13 protein-coding genes and 1 pseudogene are annotated in these 22951 nt (G+C 33.5%); 11 read left to right on the plus strand and 3 right to left on the minus strand.

Going from position 1 to position 22951, the window contains the following annotated elements; translation table 11 throughout:
* Nucleotides 1-443 precede the first annotated feature (443 nt).
* A complete protein-coding gene (locus ASD98_RS09235) occupies nucleotides 444-1436 on the minus strand; it encodes a proline-specific peptidase family protein (RefSeq protein ID WP_369814758.1) in 993 nt (330 codons plus the stop codon).
* A 191-nt stretch (nucleotides 1437-1627) separates the two neighbouring features.
* Here ASD98_RS09235 and ASD98_RS09240 point away from each other — a divergent pair, with 191 nt between their 5' ends.
* Both ASD98_RS09240 and ASD98_RS09245 read left to right on the plus strand, forming a co-directional pair.
* Nucleotides 1628-6832, plus strand: coding sequence for an HYR domain-containing protein (locus ASD98_RS09240; protein ID WP_056203323.1), 5205 nt, complete (start codon nucleotides 1628-1630; stop codon nucleotides 6830-6832).
* 3 nt (nucleotides 6833-6835) lie between these two features.
* Nucleotides 6836-7753: a type IX secretion system membrane protein PorP/SprF gene (locus ASD98_RS09245; protein WP_056203326.1), complete on the plus strand. Its 918-nt coding sequence runs from the start codon at nucleotides 6836-6838 to the stop codon at nucleotides 7751-7753.
* A 1-nt stretch (nucleotide 7754) separates the two neighbouring features.
* Here the strand turns inward: ASD98_RS09245 and ASD98_RS09250 are convergent, their stop codons facing one another.
* On the minus strand, nucleotides 7755-8396 hold the full coding sequence (locus ASD98_RS09250) for a response regulator transcription factor (RefSeq protein WP_056203329.1): 642 nt from the start codon (nucleotides 8394-8396) through the stop codon (nucleotides 7755-7757).
* Between the two features lie 12 nt (nucleotides 8397-8408).
* Nucleotides 8409-10598: a sensor histidine kinase gene (locus tag ASD98_RS09255; RefSeq protein ID WP_056203331.1), complete on the minus strand. Its 2190-nt coding sequence runs from the start codon at nucleotides 10596-10598 to the stop codon at nucleotides 8409-8411.
* A gap of 304 nt (nucleotides 10599-10902) precedes the next feature.
* Here ASD98_RS09255 and ASD98_RS09260 point away from each other — a divergent pair, with 304 nt between their 5' ends.
* The 9 genes and pseudogenes from ASD98_RS09260 (at nucleotide 10903) to ASD98_RS09300 (ending at nucleotide 22763) form a co-directional block, all read left to right on the plus strand.
* Nucleotides 10903-11340, plus strand: coding sequence for a PepSY-like domain-containing protein (locus tag ASD98_RS09260; protein ID WP_056203334.1), 438 nt, complete (start codon nucleotides 10903-10905; stop codon nucleotides 11338-11340).
* Between the two features lie 138 nt (nucleotides 11341-11478).
* A complete protein-coding gene (locus tag ASD98_RS09265; protein ID WP_056203337.1) occupies nucleotides 11479-12507 on the plus strand; it encodes a LacI family DNA-binding transcriptional regulator in 1029 nt (342 codons plus the stop codon).
* Nucleotides 12508-12572: 65 nt separating this feature from the next.
* Nucleotides 12573-13433, plus strand: coding sequence for an AraC family transcriptional regulator (locus ASD98_RS09270; protein WP_056203340.1), 861 nt, complete (start codon nucleotides 12573-12575; stop codon nucleotides 13431-13433).
* A gap of 66 nt (nucleotides 13434-13499) precedes the next feature.
* Nucleotides 13500-14041: pseudogene (locus ASD98_RS09275) on the plus strand (YbhB/YbcL family Raf kinase inhibitor-like protein).
* Between the two features lie 302 nt (nucleotides 14042-14343).
* Entirely contained in the window at nucleotides 14344-16494 is a 2151-nt protein-coding gene (locus ASD98_RS09280; RefSeq protein ID WP_056203344.1) for an alpha-glucuronidase family glycosyl hydrolase, read from the plus strand.
* Nucleotides 16495-16511: 17 nt separating this feature from the next.
* Nucleotides 16512-17249 carry an SDR family NAD(P)-dependent oxidoreductase gene (locus ASD98_RS09285; RefSeq protein WP_056203348.1) on the plus strand — a complete coding sequence of 246 codons (738 nt, stop codon included), beginning with the start codon at nucleotides 16512-16514 and terminating at the stop codon, nucleotides 17247-17249.
* A 49-nt stretch (nucleotides 17250-17298) separates the two neighbouring features.
* Nucleotides 17299-18462, plus strand: coding sequence for a mannonate dehydratase (gene uxuA / locus ASD98_RS09290; RefSeq protein ID WP_082577835.1), 1164 nt, complete (start codon nucleotides 17299-17301; stop codon nucleotides 18460-18462).
* 158 nt (nucleotides 18463-18620) lie between these two features.
* Nucleotides 18621-21491, plus strand: coding sequence for a glycosyl hydrolase 115 family protein (locus ASD98_RS09295; protein ID WP_056203353.1), 2871 nt, complete (start codon nucleotides 18621-18623; stop codon nucleotides 21489-21491).
* A gap of 162 nt (nucleotides 21492-21653) precedes the next feature.
* Complete coding sequence (locus tag ASD98_RS09300) at nucleotides 21654-22763, plus strand: endo-1,4-beta-xylanase (RefSeq protein WP_056203356.1); 1110 nt, start codon at nucleotides 21654-21656, stop codon at nucleotides 22761-22763.
* Nucleotides 22764-22951 lie beyond the last annotated feature (188 nt).

Below are 22951 nucleotides of genomic sequence, written 5' to 3' on the forward strand. Positions count from 1 at the left end.
GAGTAGTTAAGCCCGCCTGCGCAGATGGTACTGCAGTATTGTGGGAGAGTATGTCGTCGCCTTTCTTTTAAGAATCCTCATCATTTTTTTGATGAGGATTTTTTGTTTTATAATACTTTTGGAATTAATTACTAAATCTCCCTCCTTTTAGAAATCTTTAATATAAAAAATACTGGCTAGTTCTAAAGTCATGTATCGAGGCCATCTAAAACGATCCTGCGGTTTCAACCGCAGGCAATATTTTTAAAGCTTAGAATTGGAAATTCGAAAAGAAATATTATGATACCATTACGGATCGAAGTGATATTTCTTTGATTTTTTTCTTTAAAAAAATCAAAGATTCAACTGATCGTCCGGCATGAAGGGAAGCACTCTAATCATTAAATAATTATTTTTTAATAATTAAAGTGTTTTAAATCAATGTGTTATAGATTTGTATCTCTTTATATTTTTTTATTGTCAACATCGTTTATAAATTGAATTACGCCATTCATAAATATTTTTTGATCATCCCACATGGCTAAATGACTTCCATTTGGGCAATATAGATAATGCCCTTTTTTGACTAATTTGCTTTGTTCTTCCATTGCTTTTGGATCCATTGTGTCATATTTTGCACCAATCATAAGTGTTGGAATCGTAATTTCATGTAATCTGTTTTTAATATCCCATTTGGCTAATCTTCCACTTATTCCAAACTCACTTGGCCCTTGCATTAAAGTGTAAACTTCTCCATTTACATGTTTGATCGCTCGATTTAACCCGTCTGGCCATTCTTTTAATCTGCATAAATGTTGTTTGTAAAAATTAGGAATTAGTAATTCCATATATCTTGGATTGCTGAAATCTTTTTTAGCTTCAAGAGCTCTAATTTCTGTCAAAATTTCGGGTTTCATTTGCTTTGCTAAAACTTCATCGGCATATTTTCCATATTCTGGAGCACTTGCCATCATATTTGATACTAATAAACCTTTCATATTTTGTTGATATTTTAGAGCATATTCCATGGCAAGAATCCCTCCCCAAGAATTTCCTAAAACATAGAAATTATCTTTATCTGCATTAATTGCTTTTCTTACTTGCTCTACCTCATCGACAAATCTGTCTGTTGTCCATAAACTGCTGTCTTTTGGCTGTTCGCTGTAATAAGACCCTAATTGATCATATTCATAAAATTCAAAACCTTCCCTTTGAAAAAATGTTTCAAAGCATTCCATATACTCATGTGTCATTGCGGGACCTCCATGAAGCAGTAGGATCTTTATTTTTGGATTATTCCCAAAACGTTTTGTCCATACCTTGAATTCTCCTGCAGCTGTTTTTATGGGAATCATTTTAACTCCAGCCGATTCTACATTATTTTGATTGTAAGTAAAATAATTTGTTAGTACATCAGATTTGGTCTCATTTTTACATGATGTTAAAAGTATAATCATTGATATGATTGCGGTATAGCGCATATGTTTAAAATTTAATGGTTTAGACTAAATTACAAATTATTATTTAATGAATTTTGATAGGGATATAGTTAACTTAATTGTTAAAATCATTATTTATAGTGATGTATGAAATTCAGTTGAGTTATAGTTTTGCAACTTGTGAAAAAGGTAAAATATATAGCTGCAGAATGAAAAGTAATAGAACTATTTTAAAAAAAGCGCCAAAGTTTCAAATTTTCGTATTCCTGTTTTTTTTTGCTGGAATATGCATTTCAAAAGGTCAGAATGGTTGCCCGCAAATACCTGTTTCTGTTTTAAACGGATCGAATGGGTTCTTACTGGAAGGTAAATCTAACGAAGACGATTTTGGTTATACGACAAAAAGTGCTGGAGATATCAATCATGATGGTATACCCGATATTATGATTGGAGCTCCAGGAATAGATTTTGGAGGAGTTAAAAATGTTGGCGAGATTTATATCATTTTTGGCGGATCGGGATTTTCATTTAAAACTTTTGATGTTGCTGCCTTAAACGGAACTAACGGTTTTATAATTCGAGGCATTACTGCCGACGAAAAATTAGGAAGTATGTTAAGTTCGGCTGGTGACTTTAATAATGATGGTATTGATGATATTATTATTGGAAATTATTCTGAGGACGGTATGGCAACCGCACAAATATTTTTTGGAGCCAATACGTTTCAGGCACTTTACAACAGAACCGATATTGATAATACAAAAGGAATCTCTATTACCTTTGATGGAGGTGCAAATACATATATAAGAGATGTGAGCTATGCTGGTGATGTAAATCACGATGGTATATCTGATGTTGTTATTACTGAATTTTACAGTGGAAGAACTAATAATTATGTTGTTTTTGGAGCTGCAGCTATTACAGATTTAGTTACTTCATCTTTAAATGGTACAAATGGATTTAAAATTGCAGGCTATTCAGTTTGGTATGGAGACACTATTAGTCGCAATGCAGGAGATATAAATAATGATGGAATCGATGATTTGGCTTTAGGATATCCGTCCTATGAGGATGGAACTAATCCATATTCAGGAAGAGTTGTTCTAATATTTGGTAAAAACTTAATTTTTCCTGCAATAATTGATTTAGATGTTTTAAATGCGTCACAGGGGACAGTCATCACAAATTCAATAAAAGAAAACCGGATGGGAAAATCAGTTGCATCTGCAGGTGATTTTAATAATGATGGTATTGATGATGTTATAATAGGAATTCCAAATAAGGATCTTGACGGAGTTACCAGTGTTGGTGAAGCCTACGTTGTTTTTGGTAGAAATACATTTCCGGCTTCATTTTCTATAACAAGTATAACACCAGCAACAGGTATAGTTTTTCAAGGAAATAAATATAATGATCAGTTTGGGTTTTCAGTAGCTGGTGTAAAAGATATTAACCATGATGGAAAGGATGATATTGCAATTTCGTCTAAAAGAGGAATCTCCAACAATGGTGCCTTATACCTTGTTTTTGGAGGTAATACCGCCACAGGAATTGTAAAAGAAAAGAAAATTTTAAATACGGTTGGGTATCAGATTTTTGATGATTTTGTTGGTTATTCTACTGAGACTTTTGCACGTGACGCAGCAGGAATAGGAGATTTTAATAACGATGGGACAAATGATTTTATACTGGGATCTACCAGGAAAGAAGATTATTATTGGGATCACGGAAGTGCATATATTTTTTACGGAGAAACTTTAGACCGTATAGATAATGTTAAACCAATTATAGAGTGTCTTGTAAATCAGGAGCTTTATGTAAATTCAACATTGCCTAATTATATTACGTTATTACCTAATGTAACAGATAATTGTATGTTTACCAGCAATTATGATTTGGTAATAACTCAAAATCCACCTCAGGGCACTTTATTTAAAAACGATACTAATGTAACCATAACTGTTACGGATTTATCTGGAAATACAAATTCATGTAGTTTTTTAGTAAAATTGAAAGCACCTCCGCCAGCACCTGTATGTAAAACTGTAAATTTTTCGTTGGAAGAATTAAATGGTACAAATGGTTTTGTAATATATGGAGAGACAGGCTTTATACAAACGGGGTTCAGTGTGAATAAAGCAGGGGATATAAACAATGACGGTATTCCAGATTTTATATTAAGTTCAGTAGGAGATATAAGGAGTTCTTCAGGAGCTTTTAAAAATGCGCAGGATATAATAAAAGGAAGTGTATATATAGTGTATGGTAAAACCACCGGATTTCCGCCTACTGTTCATTTAAAAGATTTAAATGGGACGAACGGATTTGTTATCCGTGATGATGTAGATCTAATTGGAGAATACGAAACAGGCACCGTAGTAGCTTCTGCAGGAGACATAAATGGTGATGGAATTGATGATTTAATGTTGAGTGCGCCTCACAAAAAAAACGTTAATTATGATGCCGGTGCAGTTTATGTAATTTTTGGAAAAACAGGAGGCCTAGCCGCTCAATTCTTTTTATCAGGTTTAAACGGAAGTAATGGATTTGTGTTTTCTGGTACAGAATATTACGAAACAGTAGGTGCAGGTATTGATTCTATTGGCGATTTTAATAACGACGGTTTTGATGATATTGCCGTTTTAGGAAGCGGACAATTAAAAAAAGGATACATAATTTATGGTAAAAACGGCGCTTTTCCCGCTTTACTATTATCGACAGATTTAAACGGAAACAATGGTTTTTCTATTACCGGTGATCCCGCAGTTGATAAAATTGCTAATTCCTTAACAGGATTAGGAGATGTTAATGGAGATGGAATTCCTGATATTGGGGTAGCTACTTATGAAGGAGAGAAAAGATATATTATTTATGGAGGCTCTGGTTTTCCAAGTGTATTTGATGTTACAACTCTAAATGGCAGTAATGGTTTTATTGTACAGCATTCAACATCATCATTAAAATACACCGGGATAAATAAAGTAGGAGATCTTAATCATGACGGCTTAAATGATATTGCATTCAATAGAGATTATGTTCTTTTTGGTTCTGCCAGTATTCCGGCTTCCGTAGATTTAAAGAATCTTGACGGTACAAACGGATTTAAAATAGAAAATATCTTTGGCTCAGTAGGCAAGTTTGGAAGTATCGGTGATTTTAATAAAGATGGAATCGATGATTACCTTTTTGCAGTGAATAATTCAGGAGCTGTTATTATTTATGGTAGAGATAGCTGGAAAAATTCTATAGATATGTTCAATTTTACTGCTAAGGATGGTCAAAGACTGACCTTTTCTCAAGGATATACAACAGCATTTAATTTTACCGGAGATATTAATAATGATGGTTTTGATGATATTATTGGAAGTAATATTATATATAATTATTCGAATTCTTTAAAAATAAATGAAGACCCGGGAAGAGCGTATGTTATTTACGGGAGAAAAAATATAACCGATTCCGAAAATCCAGTTATAGCTAACTGTCCATACAATGAAATTTTTGCCGAAGGAGAAATAATTCCGGATTATAGAACCAATATAATGGTAACCGATGATTGTGATGAAAATCCTGTAATCGAGCAAAGCCCGCCTCCGGGAACCATTTTTACAGGAGGAATTCAAACAGTAACCTTAAAAGTAACCGATGCCAGCAGTCATTTTCAAACTTGTACTTTTACTATCTCAGATGGTATTGATCATCTTCCACCAGTTTTAACCTGTCTGGGAAATCAACAATTAGCTTGTGGGGAAAAAGTTCCTAACTATCTTCCTTTACTAACTGTAACAGATGATATAGATACAAATGTAGGGCTTATACAAAATCCGCCCGAAGGAACCGCTTTTTATGACGGAATGGAAATTGTTTTTACAGCACAAGATGATGCTGGACATAGCACTATTTGCAGTACAATTATCAATGCGTCTGGTCCGGATACCAAAGCGCCAACATTTACAATTCCATCAAATGTAACGCTATATTGTGGAGAATTTATTCCCAATTACGCATTTAGTCCTATAATGAATCTGGAAGATAATTGTAGTGATGATATCACAGCTGAAATGACGCCGCCAGCCGGAACCCGCTTTTATGACGGAATTTCAATCCATATAAAATACACAGATGAATCTGGAAATTGGGATGAATGTACTTTCGTTGTACATTCAGCAGAACAAGATTTTACACCGCCTGTAATTAATTGTATAGGAAACCAGACTTTGGATTGCGGTTCAACAATTCCAGATTATATGCTTTTACTTTCAGCAACAGACGAATGTGATCCTTCGCCAGTAATTACTCAAGATCCAGTTGCGGGAAGTCCTTTTACAGACGGAATGACGGTTACCATAACCGCTACAGATGCATCAAATAGATATTCAGAGTGCAGTTTTATAGTCAACGTTTCTGCAGATACTACTCCGCCAGTTATAACCTGTATTGGAGATCAGAATCTGCTTGTGGGTACGTCGCTTCCAGATTATCGTTCAATGATTACAGTTTCAGATAATTGCGATTCAAACTTAACGATAACACAAACCCCGAGCCCTGGTGCTGCAATTTCTGATGGAATGAATGTAGTAATGAGTACTACAGATAATAGTGGTAATGAGATAAACTGTTCCTTTACGATACATATAGTTTTAGATAATCAAGCTCCAGTTTTTATTTGTCTTACAGATCAAACACTGGAATGCAATACAACCGTAATTCCAGATTATACAAAAATGATTATTGCAACAGATAATCTAGATCCAAATCCTTCAATTGTTCAAAATCCCGCTGTAGGAAGTAATTATTCAGAAGGAATGACAGTTAAAATAACAGTTTCGGATCAAAGTGATAATTCAAAAGATTGTTATTTTCAATTATTTACAAATCCAATTGTTGTGGAGGCAGGAAATGATCAGCAAATTACAGAAGGACAATCTGTAAACCTTGAAGCGGTGACTTCAGAAAATGGAACTTTTTTATGGCTGCCATCAGATGGATTAAGTAATAATGCTATTGCAAACCCAATCGCAACACCTTTAACAACAACAACCTATAAAGTGGTTTTTAAAAATGAATACGACTGCGAAGCCGAAGATTTTGTTACAATAACAGTTGTTCCGGTGGACACAGACGAAACAAAATATGGCTTTTCTCCAAATGGGGACGGAATAAATGATTTTTGGCAAATCGATGACATAACGAATTATCCTAATAATCAGGTTTTGATTTACAGCCGCTGGGGCGATTTAGTTTTCGAAACCGAAAACTATGATAATACCACAAATGTATTTACCGGAATCGCAAACAAAAGTCGAAATCTAGGCGCCAGCCAATTACCAGAAGGAACTTATTTCTTCGAAATACGTGTAAATCAACCACATCATTTTAAAAAACTCAAGGGATATCTTGTTTTAAAACGTTAATTCATGAAAAGTATAATAAATAGTATTGCAGCCTTACTCCTCATAATCATTTTTTTAGAAAAAGCCTACGCACAGCAAACACCGGTTTTTTCAAGTTATAATTATAATACCGTTTTAATAAATCCGGCTCAGGCCGGATATTATTCAGATATAGATATTGCAATGACAACAAATGGATATTTTAACTCTTTTGATGGAAGTCCCAAAAATGTTGATCTTTCGGTAAACAAATCAGCATGGTCAGATAGATTGGGGTTAGCTGCCGGAATATCTCATGATGAGATTGGAGTAACAAATACAACCAATTTTTTTACTTCTTACTCATATAAAATTTATTACGGTTCAGATTATAAAGCCGGACGGCCAAGATCAGCCAATTCAAAAATGATTTCGTTTGGAGTCACAGCCGGAGCAATGCTTTATAATGAAAATTTAACAGAATTAGGGTTAGAATTTGATCCGGAATTTCAAGAAAACATCCACACTTTAACGCCAAGTGTAGGAGTAGGTTTTTTATACAATTACAATAAATTTTACTTAGGATTATCAGCACCAAACTTGTTAAACGAAGCCTTCAATTCAAAGAATAATACCAATTTAAAAAACGTGTATTATAGTTATTTAGGCTACCGATTTTTTACAAACAGCCATCAAGATCTACTTTTAAACCCAAGTGTTTTAGTAAAATATATGGAAGGTGCGCCTTTTCAGGCCGATTTTAATTTATTAGTAAATTACAAAAACAAACTCGAATTTGGAGGAGGTTATCGAACTTCAAATACAGTGAATGCTCTTGCAGGATTTCATATTTCAGATAATTTCAGAGTAATCTGTACTTATAATAAATCCTTTGATAATGTAGTAATTCCAGATACTTTTGGGCTCGTTTTAAATTACAGAATGGGAAAAGGATTCGAATAAATTAATCAACCAAACCATTTTCAACTGCATATTTTACTAATCCCGCCGTATTTTTAGCATTCAGTTTTGATAGTAAATTACGGCGGTGTGTATTTACAGTATTTAAGCTTATAAAAGTTTTTTCGGCAATTTCAGCCGTATTATATTCGTGCGCAATCAAAACTAAAATTTCCTTTTCGCGCGAACTCAGTTCCGTTAAATTAGAAACCTGTTTTTCAATTTTAGAACTGTTCGAAAGATGTTTTTCTTCCAGCTCTTCAGCAAAATAATTTTCTCCCGAAGCAATCGTATTGATTGCTTTCAAAAGTTCAGATTTCTCAGCATTCTTGAGCAAATAACCATTTACGCCAATTCTAATTAATCTCGAAATAATCATCACATTACTGTGTGTGCTCACAATCAGAATTCGCACATTCGGATGTTCTTTTTTTAGAATCTTACTCAATTCAATGCCATCCATTTCCGGCATACTAATATCCAGGATAATAAAATCAATATTTCCCTTTTTAATTATTTCCAATGCTTCAATCCCGTTTATTGCCGTATCAACAATCGTAATATTCGGTTCTTGCTCCAGTAAAGACATAATTCCCTGAAGGAACATCGTATGATCATCGGCAATAAGTAAATTTATTTTATTCATCAAACAAGTATATTAGTTGCTTTTTAATTCGTCGAGCTGATTTTTAAAATCAATGCCCTTAATTTTATTTTTTGATTTTTTTTCTAAAACCGGAATCTCAATATTGGCAATCGTGCCGCGTTTCAATTTAGAATCAATTACAAACGAGCCCTTTAATTTATCAATTCGCGTTTCTAAATTAATAAAACCAATTCCTTTTGAACTTTTATCTGTATCAAAACCAACACCATTATCCTCAAATAAAAGATTTAGAATATTCTCAATATAATTCAATTGAATCTCCACTTCAGAAGCCTTTGCATGTTTAATTGTATTTGTCAAAAGTTCCTGAATAATTTTAAAAGTTTCAATTTGAATATCTTCATTCAATTCATTAATCTCTTTTTTCGGATACGGGATAAACGAAATTTTAATCTGACTGGCATCGCTTATATTTTTCAAATAAGATTCTAAAACTTCTAAAAATTTATTTTGGCTGAATTTCTTCGGAAGCAAAGTATGAGATAAACTTCGAACCTGCTGATACGTTTCGTCTAATTGCAGACTAATTTTCTGAACATTCGAGAAATTAGAAACATCTAAATGATTCACCTGCAGTTTTATTGCTGCCAGATTACCGCCAATACTATCATGTAATTCCTGAGAAATACGCTGTCGTTCCTTATCCTGACCGCTTATTGAAGCTTTAATCAACTCTAATTCCTGATCTTTTAGGATTCCGTCTATTTTTTGAGAACTTATTTCGGCCTGTTTAATATTCAGTAAATGCTGCACTTTAAAACGCTTATAATACTGAAATAAAAGCCCAATAATGGGCAGTAATAAAATCAGAAAAGCAATTATAGTAAACAATTTTGTTTTTTTCTGCTGATTGATTTCCAGAGCTTTCAACTGCTGATCTTTTTTTAAAAGCGAAATTTCGTTTCGTTTCTTATTCGATGAATTTTGAAAAGACAAAATTGTATTTTCATTATTTTTATTGGAGATTTCTTCCTGAAGCAGCATATTTTTTATCGCCTCTTGCTGATTTTCCAGCGTTAGTTTTTTAGCTTCATTTTCAAATTTCAAAACCTCGATTTCCTTTTGTTTTTGAGCTGTTTTATATTTGATTTCCAATTCATTAATTTCCTTTATTTTCTGAAGTTTATCAATAGAATCTTTAATACGTGCAGCTTTTTCAAAAAAAGAATAAGCACTTTTATAATCTTCCTGCAGAATTGCGATTTTTCTCAGCTCATCATAAATATAATTCTGATTTTGAAGTAACCCGAAATGAATCGATTTTTGAAGTGCTTCAGAAAATATCACTTTAGCATCATTGTATTTTTTCAATGCAATATAAGTATCGCCAATGTTACTTCTGGCGACAACAGCTAACTGATTCAGTTCATTTTTATCAGCAATAACAACCGCTTCCTGATATACTTTTAAAGCTTCATTATTTTTTTTCTGTATTTGATAATTGGCACCAAGACCAATTAAAATCACGGTTTTGGCCTGATCATTATTTGTTTTATCACAAAGCGTTTTTCCTTTTTTATAGAAATAATTTCCATTTTCATAATCCTTGATTTCAGAATAAATATCTCCAAGATTAATGTAACTTCCTAAAATTATTTCTTCATCTTCTTTATATTCAAGACATTGTTTAAATAATGAAATAGCATTTTTATAATCGCGCAATTCACTGTATGTCAATGCTAAACCATGTAAATGCGTATAATAAAGATTCTTTTCATTGTATTTTTGAGATGCTTCAATACCCTTTAAATGCCACTTTTTACTTTCATTAAGTAAACCTCTCGTTTTATAATTAATCGCAAGTAGATTGTATCCCAAAGAAAAAAGCCTGTTTTTTAAAGAATCATTTACAACCGTATTAAACTTTAAAGCCTGATTGGTATAATAAATAGAAGAATCTATAATCGCTCTTTTATTAAAATAATAACCTAAAAGTAAATCAGCACAAGCAGTAGTGCGGTTATTATGTGTAGATTTTAATATAGAATGTGCTTTATTGTAGGCTTTTTTTTCATCGCCATTATTATATAACGCATAAAGTGATTTAATGATTTTGTCTTCCTCTATTTCTGAAGAATTTTTGGAAACGAAAGACTTCTTTTTATTCTCAATCTGGGCCAGCAGATTAAAAGATAAAAAGAGAAAAATCAATAAATAAATTCTTCCGGACCGGATTGCCATACATTTTTGGTTTGTACCCTAAACCAGAATTAGAGTGATTTTTAAAGCTTGTAAACTTGGGGTTTATAAAATCTGTTCAATTTTAGACAGACAGGTAAAAATAATACAAAACAATTAAATACCAGTTTCTTAAAATACATTTTTTAACCAAAGTTGTGATATAATCTTTTTATAAAAATAAAACCAAAAAGATTGTAAATCAGTTAATTGGTAAATAGAAAAAAAAACTAAAAGTTTCTTAAATAGGTTTGAAGCCAAATTTTCTTGTAGTAAATTAGTAATACTATACTTAAATAAATGAATTATGAAAACGAGAATATTTTTAGCCATAGTATTGTTAACCCTGACAATCTCGGCCAGCGCGCAGAAGAAAATAGAAGTTACAGAACTCCCACAGCCAGCCCAGGATTTTTTGAAAAAGCATTTTAGTAATACAGCTGTTGAAAGCGCAAAAAAAGATGCAGAACACGGTGAAAAAGGTTTTGAAGTAAAATTGAAAGACGGAACAGAAGTAGAATTCTGGAAAGACGGATCTTATCGAGAAGTAGATGGTGGCGACAAACCAATTCCAACCGCTTTTATTCCGGATAACATTAAAGCTTATGTTGCCAAAAATCATCCAAACGAAAAAATAACGCATATCGACTATGGACACAAAGATTTGGATATTGATTTGACAAACAATATTGATTTGGAATTTACAAAAGACGGTAAAATTCTAAAGGATAAAAAAGACAAATAAAAAGCACTGCTAAAATATTCCTGAATACCCCGACATTTAAATGACAGGGCTATTCAGGAATATTTTTATTTACCCAATTTTTAAGAAAGAACATCCTGTTAGAAAATAGTTTATATTTACATTTCTATTTTTTATTTCATGGAAGAGAATAAACATGTAACGATTTACGATATTGCCGAAAGATTAAATCTGGCGACATCAACAATTTCACGAGCTTTAAAAGACCATCACACCATTAGTGATAAAACGATAAAGAAAGTGAAAAAAACTGCTGAGGAAATGGGATTTGTACCCAACACTTTAGCAGCAGGTTTGCGCGGAAATAAAACAAGAACCATTGGAGTTTTAATTCCAACCGTTACACAGCCGTTTTTATCATCCTTAATCAGCGGAATCGAAATTACAGCTCAAAAATCTGATTATACCGTAATTATTATGCAGTCGCATGACTCTTACGAAGAAGAAGTAAACATGGCTAAATCATTGTACAGTAATCGTGTAAGTGGTGTAATTTGCTCTCTTGCAATGGAAACCAGAGATACGACACATTTCCATCAGTTTTCAAACAATAATATTCCGTTGGTTTTTGTCGACAGGGTGCCAAAAGATTACAATACTTTTAGAGTCGTTATCGATAATTATACAGCAGGTTACAAAGCGACGAAACATCTTATAGAACAAGGCTGTATTCGTATTGCACATTTAACTGCCGGTTCTGAATTGGGAAATCTGTACAACGAAAGAAAAAGAGGCTATATCGAAGCCTTGAAAGATCATAATATTCTTGTAGAAGAAGAATTAATCATTAATCTGAATTCGGTTACTTACGAAGACGGAGTAAAAGCCAGTAATGCCTTATTTGATTTAAAGCCAATGCCCGACGGATTATTTGCTCCCGGAGATATTCTAGCCGTAAGTGCAGTGCAGACCGCTAAAAAACGAGGTATTAAAGTTCCCGAAGAATTTAAAGTAATCGGTTTTAATAACGATCCAATTTCACAAATTATAGATCCTAATTTGTCGACTATTACGCATCCTGCCGAGAAAATGGGTAAAGCTGCCGCTGAAATTATTATCAAAAATTTGAAATCATCTAAAAATGATGATGCCAAAGAAATTACATTTTTAAATACAGAAGTACTGGCAAGAGAATCTTCTCAAAAATAAATTTAACGTAATTCTAATTTATGACTTATCAATTCGTTTATAATTGAGTAAGTCGTTGACTTTATATGAAAACAATTACACTTCCCGATGAAATGAATTTAGAAAAAACACAACTCATACACGTTGTGGATTATAGAAGTTCTAAAGATGTTTCGAAACAACAGATTATTCTAAATCAGAATATAATTAGTTTTCTGATGGAAGGTACAAAAGAAGCTATTTTTGAAAACGCAGCCTTGTCTATAGATCCTTCTAAGTTTTTAATAATGAGATCAGGCAATTGTTTAATGACTGAAAAAAAGATTTCTGAAGCCTCTAATTATAGAAGTATGCTGTTGTTTTTTTCTAATGAAATGATTCATAACTTCATTAGAAAAATGGAATTTAACGAGTTCGATTCAATAGTTCCAAAATCTGTTTATGCTTTTGATTATGATGAATTTATACAACGATTTGTACACAGTTTAGCTGATATTTCTAAACTTTCAGGAGATGTTAAATTCAAATTATTAGAAGTTAAGTTTGAAGAAATCATGCTTTATTTAACTGGAAAGTATGGAAGAGAATTTCTATATTCCTTAACCATAAACAGTGATAATGCCACTCAAAAATTTATTCAGATAATTGAAAACAGCCATTTGAGTAAATTAACACTAAAAGAACTGGCATTTTTGTGCAACATGAGTGTCTCAACATTCAAAAGAGAATTTGAAAAACATTACGCCGAATCTCCAATAAAATGGTTTCAGAATAAAAGGCTTGAATTTGCACATTATTTATTACAGCAAGAACAAAAGAATCCATCAGAAATTTATTTTGAAGCAGGTTATGAGAACTTATCCAGCTTTACACAGGCTTATAAATTAAAGTACGGTATAACGCCAAAACAAAATCAGAAAAACTGGACTTTTCGCAACAGTTTTTGATCTTTTTCCTAAAGTTCTTTAACATCGCCGAACCTAAATTTGCTTAAAATTTTAAAACGAAATAAAATGAAAAAGCTAAATTTAATTTTGGTGTTGTCTTTAATTTTCACAACAACAATTTTTGCCCAAAAACATTTACCCTAACCAGTAAAGATTTAGGAGGAGAGACCACTAAAATTCAGGAATTCAACGGATTTGGCTGTTCAGGCGAAAATCAATCTCCAGAGTTGTCATGGAAAAACGCTCCCGAAGGAACAAAAAGTTTTGCTATCACAATGTATGATCCAGATGCGCCAACAGGAAGCGGATTCTGGCATTGGATAGTTGTTGATATTCCGGCAAACGTAAATGAATTGATAATCAATGCAGGAACTAAAAACCTTGTTCCAAAAGGAGCCATTCAAAGTATTACAGATTATGGAATCAAAGGATTTGGAGGCCCTTGCCCGCCGGTTGGTCACGGATTTCATCAATATATAATTACGGTTTATGCATTAAAAACAGATAAACTGGGAACCGATGAAAATACAAATCCAGCCGTAGTTGGTTTTAATCTTTGGAACCAAACTTTAGCAAAAGCAAGTATCGTAGCGTATTACAAACGATAAAAATCAAATTTAGAATATCAGAATTTCCGGATTTCGAATCTTGAATTCAACCCCGCTAAAGCAGGATAGTTTTTATAATTATCCTGCTTTTATTTGTTAAAGAAATATATTTTAAGAAAAAAAGAGAACTAAAATTTTTTTCTTAAACAACAATCTTATATTTTTACGCAACCGATTGCAATTGTTGTTTTATTTGTAATAATATATTTTTTAGAGTGAAATTTTATCAAATAGTATTATTAAAGTATAAAATATTGATGTTGTAAAAATGAAAGTTTTTAAAAGAATAAACTAATTAGTAAATGACTTCATTAAGATTTGTTTTCCTGTTTCTTTCTATTTCCTTTTCGGCTTTGGGGCAAAAGGATTATAAATTATGGCTTCAATATGATAAAATAACCAACTCGGTAATTGCTTCAGAATATAAAACCAATATTCAGGGAATTGTTTCTTTGGTAAGTTCCGAAACTTCTCAAATTTCCCTAAAAGAATTAGAAAAAGGAATCGCTGGAATGCTAGGGAATAAACCGGGAATTAAATCAGAAATTAAAGGAGAAAACAATCTGATTATAGGTTCTCAAAATTCTTTAAATCCGGATTTACAAAAAATATTAAAAGAAGATTTTGACAAAATAACCAACGAAGGTTTTATCATTAAAGCAATCAGTTTTAAAAATAAAAAACAGATTATTATTTCGGGAAAAAATGATGTTGCCGTTTTGTACGGCGTTTTTAATTTTCTAAGATTGATGCAGACTAATAAATCAATCCAAAATGTAAATATTACCGATTCTCCAAAAACAAATATCCGAATCTTAAATCACTGGGATAATCTGGACCGAACTGTCGAACGTGGTTATGCTGGTTTTTCATTATGGAACTGGCAGAAATTACCCGAATTTATCGATCAGCGTTATATAGATTACGCCAGGGCAAATGCATCAGTTGGAATTAACGGAACGGTCTTGACAAATGTAAATGCAAACGCTTTAATTCTAACTCCCCAATATTTAGAAAAAGTAGAAGCCTTAGCCAATATTTTTAGACCATACGGAATAAAAGTGTATTTAACCGCAAGGTTTTCGGCGCCAATTGAAATAGGGAATCTAAAAACTGCCGATCCAAAAGATCCGGAAGTAATTAATTGGTGGAAAAATAAAGCAGCTGAAATTTACAAACGAATTCCTGATTTTGGAGGGTTTTTGGTAAAAGCCAATTCAGAAGGGCAGCCCGGTCCTCAAAATTATGGACGTAATCATGTTGATGGTGCAAATATGCTGGCAGATGCCGTTGCGCCTTTTGGCGGAGTAATTATGTGGAGAGCGTTTGTATATTCAGAACATGATGCGAATGACCGTGCCAAACAAGCTTACGCCGAATTTCAGCCGTATGATGGAAAATTTAAAGAAAATGTAATCATTCAGGTTAAAAACGGTGCAATTGATTTTCAGCCCAGAGAACCTTTTCACCCGTTATTTGGAGCGATGCCTAAAACGCCTTTAATGATGGAATTTCAAATCACGCAGGAATATTTAGGATTTAGCACCCATTTGGTTTTTCTGCCAAAATTATTTCAGGAAGTTTTAGAATCAGATACGTATCAAAAAGGAAAAGGCTCAACCGTTGCCAAAGTTATTGACGGTACTTTATACCAAAATAAATTAACTGGAATTGCCGGAGTTTCGAATATCGGGAATGATTTAAACTGGACGGGACATCCTTTTGCACAAGCAAATTGGTACGGTTTCGGAAGATTGGCTTGGAATCCTTATTTGAATGCTGAAACGATTGCCGATGAATGGTTACGATGTACATTTTCAAACGATGAAAATTTTGTAAAACCAGTTAAAAAGATGATGACCGAATCGCGCGAAGCGGTTGTCAATTATATGACACCGCTTGGTTTACATCATATTATGGATACAGGACATCATTACGGGCCTGGGCCATGGGTTTCTAATTTATCACGACCAGAATGGAATCCTACTTATTATCATAAAGCAGATAAAAACGGAATTGGTTTTGACAGATCAAAGTTGGGAACAAATGCCACTTCGCAATATGCTCCGGAAATAGAAAAACTTTTTGATAATGTAGAAACCTGCCCAGAGAAAGATTTATTATGGTTTCATCATGTTTCATGGGATTTTAAATTGAAAAACGGACAAACGCTTTGGAATGGTTTGGCGTTGAAATATCAGGAAGGTGTAAATCAGGTTGTATCAATGCAGAATGTCTGGAATAAAACAGAAAAATGTGTTGACAGTGAACGTTTTAATGAAGTGAAAATGTTGCTCGAAATTCAGCAGAAAGAAGCAAAATGGTGGCGGGATGCCTGCTTATTATATTTTCAGCAATTTTCAGGAAAAGAACTTCCCGCCGGAGTTGAAAAGCCAACACAAACGTTAGACTATTTTAAATCATTAAAATTTCCATTTGCCCCTGGAAATTAAAATTATATATCAAAATTATGAGCAAAAAAAACGCAATAGTAACGGGAGGGAATTCGGGTTTAGGATTTGCAACCGCAAAAAAATTATGTGACAACGGAATCAAAACGTATATAATAGGAAGATCAAAAGACAAGACGGAAGAAGCCTGTCGTGAAATTGGAGAAAATGCAATTCCGGTAATTTTTGATTTGAATGATTTGGATGGAATTCCATCAATGATCGAAAATTTAACTAAAGATAATTCAATAGATATCTTGGTAAACAACGCGGGAATTAATCTAAAAAAGGAAATTCCAGAGGTTACCGATGCCGATTTTCTTTCGGTAATTCATACCAATCTTTTGAGCGTTTTTGCAGTAAGCAGGGAAGTGATCAAAAATATGAAAGAAAATGGGGGAGGAAGCATTATCAATATCAGTTCGATGGCATCACAATACGGAATCCCAAAAGTAATTGCGTATTCGGCTAGTAAAGGCGCAATCGAATCGATGACACGCGCGATGGCTACAGAATTGGCTCCGTCTGGCATTCGCGTGAATTGCATTGCTCCGGGATTTATAAAAACCAAAATGTCTGCAGCAGCATTGGATAATGATCCTGAAAGAAAAAATAAAGTACTGGGCAGAACGCCAATGGGCTTTTTAGGAGAACCTTCGGACATTGCAGATGCCGTTTATTATTTCGCTTTAAGCGAATCAAAATATACAACCGGAACGGTTTTGCCAGTTGATGGCGGAAATAGTATTGGGTTTTAAGAATCTATGAAATTGCGAGATTAAACAAAAAACAGCTAGTATGATAAAAATGCAGCAAACCATGCGATGGTTCGGGCCAAACGACAAGGTAAGTTTGATCGACATTAAACAAGCCGGAGCAACAGCAATTGTAACCGCTTTGCACCAAATTCCGGTTGGCGATGTCTGGACAATTGCTGATATAAAAGAAAGACAGGAAATCATTCGAAATTACGGACTGGAATGGACTGTGGTTGAAAGTCTTCCGGTTCACGAAGAAATAAAACGAGCCATTGGAAATTATCTGCAATACATCGAAAATTATAAAATCAGTTTGCGAAATCTGGCAGAATGCGGAATCAAAATCATCACTTACAATTTCATGCCGATTTTGGACTGGGTAAGAACCAATCATAATTTTATCAACGAAGACGGAAGCAGAGCTTTGCTATACAATCAGGATGCGTTTACCTATTTTGATATGTTTCTTTTGAAAAGACCGAATTCGGAAAACGATTATTCGGATACTGAAAAAGAAAAAGCATTGCAATTTGGAAATCAGTTATCTGTAGAAGAAAAAGCATTATTGTTCAAAAATGTTTTATTGGGATTGCCGGGAAGTAAAATCAATTTTACGGCAGAACAGATTTTGTCTCTTTTAGAAAATTATGCTGAAATCGACAATCAAAAGCTAAGAGAAAATCTGATTTATTTTTTATCAGAAGTGACTCCAATTGCAGAAGAAATAGGGGCAAAACTAGCCATTCATCCAGATGATCCGCCGTTTTCGGTTTTAGGTCTTCCCAGAATCGTTTCTTCAGAAGCCGATTTGAAAGCTATTTTCAGCGCCGTTCCGTCAACAGCCAACGGATTATGTTATTGCACAGGTTCATTAAGTGCTGAACCGAAAAATAATTTGGAGAAAATTATAGACGATTTTGGTGACCGAATTCACTTTTTGCATCTTCGAAATACCATCCGCGAAAGCGAAACCATTTTTAGGGAATCGGAACATTTAAATGGTGATGTTAAAATGGAAGTTATTCTTGAGAAATTATTGTTGTTAATGAACAAAACAAAAATAAGTCTGCCCATGCGTCCCGATCATGGTTTTCTTCATAGAGTTGATGAAGAAACAGAAACGTATCCAGGTTATTCTTTGACAGGAAGACTGAAAGGTTTGGCTGAGTTAAGAGGTTTGGAAATAGGGATTGCTTATAAATTGAATTTGTAATTATTTTAGAGATTGCAAAAGTGTTTAGTGCCGAGAATTTCTCGCAAAGACGCCAAGTCGCCAAGTTTTATTGAAAAACTTTAAAAAAAAAGAAACTTAGCGACTTGGCGTCTTTGCGAGATTAAAAAGAATAGATTAAATAAAAAGTTTGTAACGCTATGTATTCAAAAATTAAAACTTCATACCTAATTCTATTGCTTTTCCTAATCGGATTAAGCACAAATTCGTATTCCATAAATCCAGAGAAATATATAGTTAATCAGGCTTCCGACGAAAACTTTCCTTTGGTTTCAAAAGGAAAAACGGCTGCAATTTTAGTCAGCGCAAATGATTTTTTGGGCGTTTTAAAAGTGGCAGGACATTTAGAAAATGATATTTTTCAGGTTTCAGATTTACATCCCAAAAGAGTAAATACCATTTCAGAAGCTCAGGATTTTGTTGTAATTATAGGAACACTCGGAAAAAGCGAAATCATCGATCAATTGGCAAAAGAGGGAAAAATTGATGCGAATCAGCTTCAGGGAAAATGGGAAAAATTCACCTCGCAAATTGTCGAAAATCCGTTTAAAGGAATCAAAAAAGCGCTGGTAATTGCGGGTTCGGATAAAAGAGGAACGATTTACGGAATCTATGATTTATCAAATCAAATTGGCGTTTCGCCTTGGTATTTTTGGGCTGATGTTCCAGTGAAAAAACAATCAGAATTACATGTTTTGCCTGGAATTCATTCGCAAGGAGAACCAAAAGTAAAATACAGGGGGATTTTTATAAACGATGAAGCGCCTGCTTTATCTGGCTGGGCTTTTGAAAAATTCGGCGGATTCAATTCGAAATTCTATGATAAAGTTTTTGAATTAATGCTGCGAATGAAAGGCAATTATTTATGGCCGGCAATGTGGGGCAGAATGTTTTATGTCGAAGATCCGCAAAATGCTGTTTTAGCCGATGAATACGGAATTGTGATGGGAACTTCTCATCACGAACCGTTGACGAGAGCACATGCCGAATGGGGAAAAGCAAACGGAAAATGGGATTTTAATACCAATTCTGAAAACTTGATAAATTTTTGGAAAGACGGAATCAAAAGGATGGGAAATAAAGAAACCATTGTTACAGTTGGAATGCGTGGCGACGGCGATGAGCCTATGACTGAAGGAACTGCCATTGATTTATTAGAAAATATCGTAAAAACCCAAAGGAATATCATTGCAGAAGTTACTAAAAAACCGGCAGAAGAAACACCTCAAATGTGGGCGCTTTACAAAGAAGTTCAGGATTATTATGACAAAGGAATGACGGTTCCTGATGATATTACGCTTTTGCTGTGCGATGATAATTGGGGAAATATCCGAAAACTGCCGGAACTCGATTCAAAACCAAGAAAAGGCGGTTACGGAATTTATTACCATTACGATTATGTTGGCGGGCCAAGAAATTACAAATGGATCAACACGAACCAAATTGAACGTGTTTGGGAACAAATGGATTTAGCGTATCAATACGGCGTCGATAAAATTTGGATTGTAAATGTGGGTGATATCAAACCAATGGAATTTCCAATTGAGTTTTTTCTTGACATGGCGTGGAATCCTGAAAAGTTCAATGCTGGAAATTTAAACCAATATTATGTGAATTGGGCGAAAGAAAATTTTGATGATCAATACACAAATGATATTGCCGAAATTTTAAAATTATATACCAAATACAATTCTCGAAGAAAACCCGAATTACTCGATGCTAAAACTTATAGCATTACTAATTATAATGAAGCGGAAAGAGTTGTTGCGGATTATCAGAAACTGGTTGAAAAAGCGAATTCAATAAATGAAAAACTGAAACCGGAATACAAAGATGCTTTTTATCAGCTGGTTTTGTTTCCGGTTTTGGCAAGTTCGAATTTAAATGAATTGTACATCGCAACTGCTAAAAATCAGTTATATGCAAGTCAAGGAAGGGCTTCGGCCAATGTATATGCTGAAAAAGTAAAAGAATTATTTAAAAAAGATAGTTTGTTGACAAATTATTACCATACCCAATTAGCAAATGGCAAATGGAATCATATGATGTCGCAAACGCATATTGGTTATGATAATTGGCAGCAGCCGGATAAAAATGTTATTCCAAAAACCAAGCTTGTTTTTTATGATACTGCAGAAAATCCCGGAATTATGGTCGAAGGCAGTGATGAGATTTATGATTCAAATAATACAAAAATAATTGTTTTGCCGGATTTTAGTTCTCTTGAAAACAAATCTTCTTATATCAATTTATGCAATAGAGGAGTAAAATCTTTTCAATTAAAAGTTGAGAATAAAAACAATTGGATTTTATTTTCTTTTACTAAAGGAACAATTCACGCAGAACAAAAAATTATAGTAAATATCGACTGGAAAAAAGCTCCAAAAGGAATAACCAAAACTCAGTTTACAATTTCAGCTGGTGATAAAAAGTATAAAGTTGAGCTAAATACCAATAATATTGATTTAAGTAAAGTTCAGGGTTTTGTTGAAAACAACGGTTATATTTCGATCGAAGCTCAAAATTATTCAAAAGTAATAAATTCTAATCTGGTAAAATGGACTACAATTTCGAATATCGGAAGAACAGAATCTGGCGTTACTTTAAAACCTTCGAATATAAAAAGTATTGAAATCTCAGAACAATCTCCGAGGTTAGAATATGACGTTCATTTTTTTAGCAAAGGAAATATAAAAGTACACGCTTATTTTTCGCCAACTATAAATTTTACGATTCGTGACGGCTTGAAATACGGAATTGCTTTTGATGATGAAAAGCCTCAAATAATCAATTTTAATCAGGATAATGCAGAGAAAAACTGGGCTGAATCTGTCTCAAATAATATCAAAATAATAACATCATCGCATAAAATTAAAAACTCAGGAAATCATGTTTTGAAAATTTACGGAATTGATTCAGCTTTAGTGCTCCAAAAGATTGTTGTTGAGACTGAAGAAGGTAAATTATTGGAGTCGTATTTAGGCCCGCCGGAGAGTTTTAGAAAAAAGTAATTACGTTCTGTTTGTCATTCCTCGTTCCTCGGAATGACAAGATTGGGAATAAATCATTCTGATTGTAAACCTGACAGGTTTTAAAAGACTGTAAGGTTTACAATGAGAAAACTATGTTTCTATGTGTTAAAAAAAAACTATTAACTATTAAACCAAAAATATATGAAATTTATTAAATCTTATTTGTTTGCCGTCACAACTTTGCTGGCCGTAAGCTGTACATCGCAAAAAGAAACCGCTTCATTAAAAGACGTTTACAAAAATGACTTCTATATCGGTACAGCTTTAAGCGCAGACCAAATTGAAGAAAAAGACAAAAAAGTAGATTCATTGATTAAGAAAGAATTTAATGCAATCACGCCAGAAAACATCATGAAATCGATGTTCACGCATCCGCAAAAAGACAAGTATGATTTCGCTTTATCAGACAAATTTGTGGCTTACGGCGAAAAGAATAAAATGTTCATTCACGGACATACTTTGATATGGCACAGTCAATTAGCGCCGTGGATGGAAAAAATTGCAGATAGTACCGAAATGAAAGCTTTTATGAAAGATCATATTACGACGATTGTTTCAAAATACAAAGGGAGAATCAATTCGTGGGATGTGGTAAACGAAGCTTTAAATGATGATGGAACTTTGAGACAATCCGTTTTTTTGAAAACGCTTGGCGAAAAATATCTTGTAGATGCTTTTAAACTGGCAGAAAAAGCCGATCCAAAAGCCGAGTTGTATTACAATGATTATAATATCGAAGAACCTGCAAAAAGGGCAGGAGCAATCGCTTTAATCAAAAAAATAAAAGCTGAAGGAGGAAAAGTAGACGGAGTTGGTATTCAGGGACATTGGAGATTGCAAAGCCCATCGATTGAAGAAATTGAAAAAAGTATTTTGGAATATTCGGCTTTAGGAATTAAAGTAGCTTTTACAGAATTGGATATCACAGTTTTACCAAATCCGTGGGATTTAAAAGGCGCCGATGTCAATCAGAATTTTGAAGGGAGTGCCAAGATGAATCCATATCCTGAAAAACTGCCGGATTCAGTTCAGACTCAATTGGCAGAACGTTACGCATCGATTTTTAAATTATTTTTAAGACATAAAGACAAAATCAGCAGAGTTACTTTTTGGGGAGTTCACGATGGACAATCGTGGCTAAATGACTGGCCGATAAAAGGAAGAACGAATTATCCGCTTCCATTTGATGCAGCTTTAAGACATAAACAAGCCTATGATGGTATTTTAAAGTTGAAGAAAACGGAAGAATAACGAGTTAAATGAGTTTTGAATTAAAATATTATTAACAATCGGTTGTTTTTAAAAATATTCTTGAAATAAAGTAAAGTAAATTTGCATAATATGTTTTTTTGCATAATTTTACACAACCGATTGTTTTAATCACAATTCGCTTTCCTGTAAGGTTTCCAAAAACCTTGCAGGTATATTTGAGAAGTATT

The organism is Flavobacterium sp. Root186 (genome assembly GCF_001428525.1).
In the GTDB taxonomy this organism is placed as follows: Bacteria; Bacteroidota; Bacteroidia; order Flavobacteriales; family Flavobacteriaceae; genus Flavobacterium.